This window comes from Frankia sp. AgKG'84/4, from assembly GCF_023242965.2.
In the GTDB taxonomy this organism is placed as follows: Bacteria; Actinomycetota; Actinomycetes; order Frankiales; family Frankiaceae; genus Frankia.
Window position 1 is genome coordinate 1 of record NZ_JALKFU020000510.1, and the last position, 3,968, is coordinate 3,968.

The following is a 3,968-nucleotide window of genomic DNA, read 5'->3' on the forward strand; positions in this document are numbered from 1 at the left end:
GCCCGCCGCGGGTTGCACCCGGCTGGCCTTCGAGCTCGCCGATCCGAGCCGGCGCCCTGCCCGGCTGGTGTCGCTGCGCGGCGTGCCCGGCCTCGCCGAGCTCACCTTGGTGGCCACGGCCGCGGGCCGCCGCCTGGAGATCGGCGCGATGGCCACCCATGCCCAGGTCGGGGCGCACCCCGCCGTCCGGGCCAGGTACCCGCTGCTCGCCGAGGTGTTCGCCCTGGTCGGCAACGTCCGGGTGCGTGGGGTCGCCACCGTGGGCGGCGTGCTCGCCGGTGCGGTCTACGCGTGGGATCCCCCCACCGCACTGCTCGCCCTCGGCGCCCGAGTCCGGGTGAGTGGCCCGGACGGGGCAGTGCGGGTGGTCCCGCTCGCCGAGTTCTACCCCGCGCCGGGCCAGACGGTCCTGAGTCCGGGGGAGCTGATCACCGTGGTCGAGGTGGACGAGCCGGCACCCGGCACGGTCGGGCGATACACGTCCTTCCGGACCAGGTCCGCGGAGGACACCAGCGCCCTGGGGGTCGCGGTGACGGTGCGGATCGTCGACGGGGTCTGCGCGAGCGTGCGGATCGCGGTCGGCAGCGGCACACCGATGCCGGTCGGGTTCCGCGACATCGACACGCTGCTCGTCGGCCGCCGCCCGGACGACGCCCGCGTCCGCGCCGTCGCGGATGCCTACGCCGACGCGGTCCTCTGCGTCGATGACCTGCGGGCCAGCGCCGAGTACCGGGCGGAGATGGTCCGCGTCTGGATCCGGCGCACGCTGTCCGCGGCGATCGCCGACGCGCACCATCCGACCGGGCCGCAGACGCCCGAGCCGCAGACGCCCGGGCCGCAGACGCCCGGGCCGCAGACGCCCGGGCCGCAGACGCCCGAGCCGACGGGTGGCCCGACCACACCAGCCACCCTGGCGGGTGGGTGGTGACGTCCGACGCCCGGACCAAGGTGACCGGTCGGCTGGCCATGGTCGGCGACCTCGCCGGCGCCGACGTCGGCCCCGGGCTGCTGCACGCCCGGCTGCTGACCTCGACCGAACCGCACGCCCGGATCCGGGTCGACACCGCCCAGGCGCGTCGGACGCCCGGCGTCGTGGCGGTGTTCTCCGGGCCCGAACTGGAGGGTGCCCTGGGCCGTCCGGCCAGGTTCGGGCCCATCCTGCTGGACCAGCCGCCGCTGGCCGTCGACCGGGTCCGCTACGCGGGCGAGCCGATCGCCGTCGCGCTCGCCGCCGACCCGGACGACGCCGACGCGGCCCTCACCCGCGTGCGCGTCCGCTACGAGCCCCTCCCCGTCGTCACCGAGGCCCGGGCCGCCCTGGCCGCCACCGCCGACGCGATACTGCACCCGCGGGACAGCGCCGGATCCGCGGCGTTTCCGGAGCTGAAGCTGCGGCGGCGGTCCGGCAGCAACCTGGTCAACCACTTCGTCATCCGCAAGGGGGACGTGGGCACGGCGATGGCCCGTGCGGACCAGGTGTTCGTCGACCGGTTCACCACCGCCGCCATGCACCACGCGGCGCTGGAGACGCACGTCGCGGTGGCGGTGCCCAGCGCGGAGCGGATGGTGGTGTGGGCGAGCACCCAGACGCCCTACAAGCTGCGGGTGCAGCTCGCCGAGCTGATCGGCGTGCCGCTCGACCGGGTGCAGGTGCGGGTGCTGCAACTGGGCGGTGCGTTCGGGGCGAAGTGCTACGCCAAGATCGAGCCGCTGGCGGTGTGCCTGGCCCGGATCACCGACCGTCCGGTCCGGGTGGGTCTGGACCGGGCCCAGGCGTTCACCACCCTGACCCGGCACGCGACCGAGAGCGTGCTGGAGACGGGGGTCCGGGCCGACGGCCGGATCCTGGCCCGCCGCGTGACGTCGTGGTTCGACGCCGGCGCCTACGCCGACATCAGCCCGCGGGTGATCAAGAACGGTGCCTACGGGTTCGGTGGCCCCTATGCCGTCGCGGACATGTCCGTCGACGTGTACGCGGTCTACACCAACCGGCCGCCGGCGGGCGCGTTCCGGGGCTATGCCTCCCCGCAGGCGGCGTTCGCCTACGAGGCGCAGCTCGAACTGATCGCCCGCCGGCTCGGCGTCGACCCCCTGGAGCTGCGCCGGCGCAACCTGTTGCGCGACGGCGACCGCAACGTGACCGGCGAAGTGATGACCGACTGCCACTACGGCGACCTCCTCGACGCGGCCACCCGGGCGTGGGGCACGTCCGGGGGAGCCCCATCCGTCGGTACGGACCCCTCCCCCTCCCCGTCGGCGGCCCCGCCCCCCACTCGGACCGTCCCGCCCATCCGGTCGGGCCCCGCCGACCGGCGGCCCGGCGGCGAGGAGACGCGGCGGATGGTCCGGGGCCGGGGAGTTGCGGTGACGGTGAAGGGGACGAACACCCCGTCGTTGTCACGGGCCGCCGTCGCGCTCAACCGCGACGGCAGCGTGCACGTGCTGACCAGCACCGTCGAGATGGGCCAGGGCGCGCACCGGGCGCTGGCCCGGCTTGCCGCGGAGGCACTCGGCATCGACCCGGCCGTGGTGTCGGTCAGCCTGCCGGACACCGACGTCACCCCCTACGACCAGCAGACCAGTTCCAGCCGGTCGACGATCGCGATGGGCGCGGCGGTGCAGGACGCGTGCCGCGCGCTGCTGGACCGGCTCGCCGAGCTCGCCGCCGGCCACTGCGGCGTGCCGCGGGCCGCGGCGAGCGCCGGCGGCGGCGAGGTACGGGCCGGTACCGCGCGGTTCGGCTATGGCGAGTTCGTCACCGCGGTGCGGGCGGGGCAGTTGCGGTGCGAGGGCGGCTACACATCGACGGGCAGCCTGGACCACGAGACCGGGCAGGGCATCGCCTCGTCCCACTGGCACCAGGCGAGCGGTAGCGCCGAGGTCGAGGTCGACCTGGACACCGGTCAGGTGCGGGTGCTGCGCTACCACGCCGCGGTCTGGGCCGGTCGGGTGGTGAACCCGGTCGAGGCCCGGATGCAGGTGGAGGGCGCGGTGCTGCTCGGGCTCGGCTCGGCCCTCGGCGAGGAACTGCGTTTCGACGGCGCCGGCCGCCAGGTGAACCGTGACCTGCTCGACTACCGGCTGCCCGCCGTCACCGACCTCCCGGCGATCACCGTCGAGCTGCTCGGCCAGCCCAGCGACCGCATCTACGGCCTGGGCGAGACCGCGGTGCCGCCGGTGGCCCCGGCGGTGGCCGCCGCGGTCGCGGACGCCACCGGTGTGGTCCTCACGGACCTGCCGCTGCGCCCGGAACGAGTCCTCGCCGGGCTACGCGCCCTCCAGGTGGACCAGGCGGTGGTCCGGACGGGCTAGGGGAGAGGCGAAATGGGGTAGGCCGCCACGACAGGGCGGGTTCGACGAAGTGGCTGGTCCGGTGTGCGAGCAGCGGACACCACGCGAAGGCGGGAAGGACGGGCACGATGAACCGCGAGGACCGGAGCGTGCTCACCCTGGCGGTCAACGGGGAGACCGTCGAGGTGACGGCACGGGGTCATCACACGCTGCTCGAGGTGCTGCGGCGCGAGCTCGACCTGTTCGGCGCCCGGCCGGGCTGCACCGCCGGGGTGTGTGGATCGTGCACGGTGCTGCTGGACGGTGCGCCGGTCAGCTCCTGCCTGCTGCCCGTCGAGCTGGTCGGTGCCCGGACGGTGCGCACCATCGAGGATCTCGCCGACGAGGGACGGCTGCATCCGGTGCAGCAGGCGTTCGTCGACCACACCGCGTTCCAGTGCTCGTACTGCACCCCGGGCTTCATCCTCACCGCGGTGGCGCTGCTCGCCGCCGAACCCGACGCGGACGAGGATCGTATCCGCACCGAGCTGGCCGGCAACCTGTGCCGGTGCGGCAGCTACGTCAAGATCCTTGAAGCGGTGCTCGACGCCCGCGACCGCCTGCGCGACGCGGCGGCACCCGGTGACGGCGAGCTCGCGCGGCCGAGCACGGCGCCGGGCGAGCGGCCGACCGCGGAC

3 protein-coding genes are annotated in these 3,968 nt (G+C 75.1%); all 3 read left to right on the forward strand.

Annotation, left to right across the window (positions count from 1 at the left end):
- The coding region (locus MXD58_RS22245) for an FAD binding domain-containing protein (protein ID WP_250609852.1) at positions 1-928 on the forward strand (928 nt) is incomplete at its 5' end.
- A complete protein-coding gene (locus MXD58_RS22250) occupies positions 925-3,312 on the forward strand; it encodes a xanthine dehydrogenase family protein molybdopterin-binding subunit (RefSeq protein ID WP_250609853.1) in 2,388 nt (795 codons plus the stop codon). The genes MXD58_RS22245 and MXD58_RS22250, both read left to right, overlap by 4 nt.
- Before the next feature lie 107 nt (positions 3,313-3,419).
- Positions 3,420-3,968, forward strand: a 549-nt coding sequence (locus MXD58_RS22255; RefSeq protein ID WP_250609854.1) for a (2Fe-2S)-binding protein, incomplete at its 3' end; no start/stop codon positions are given.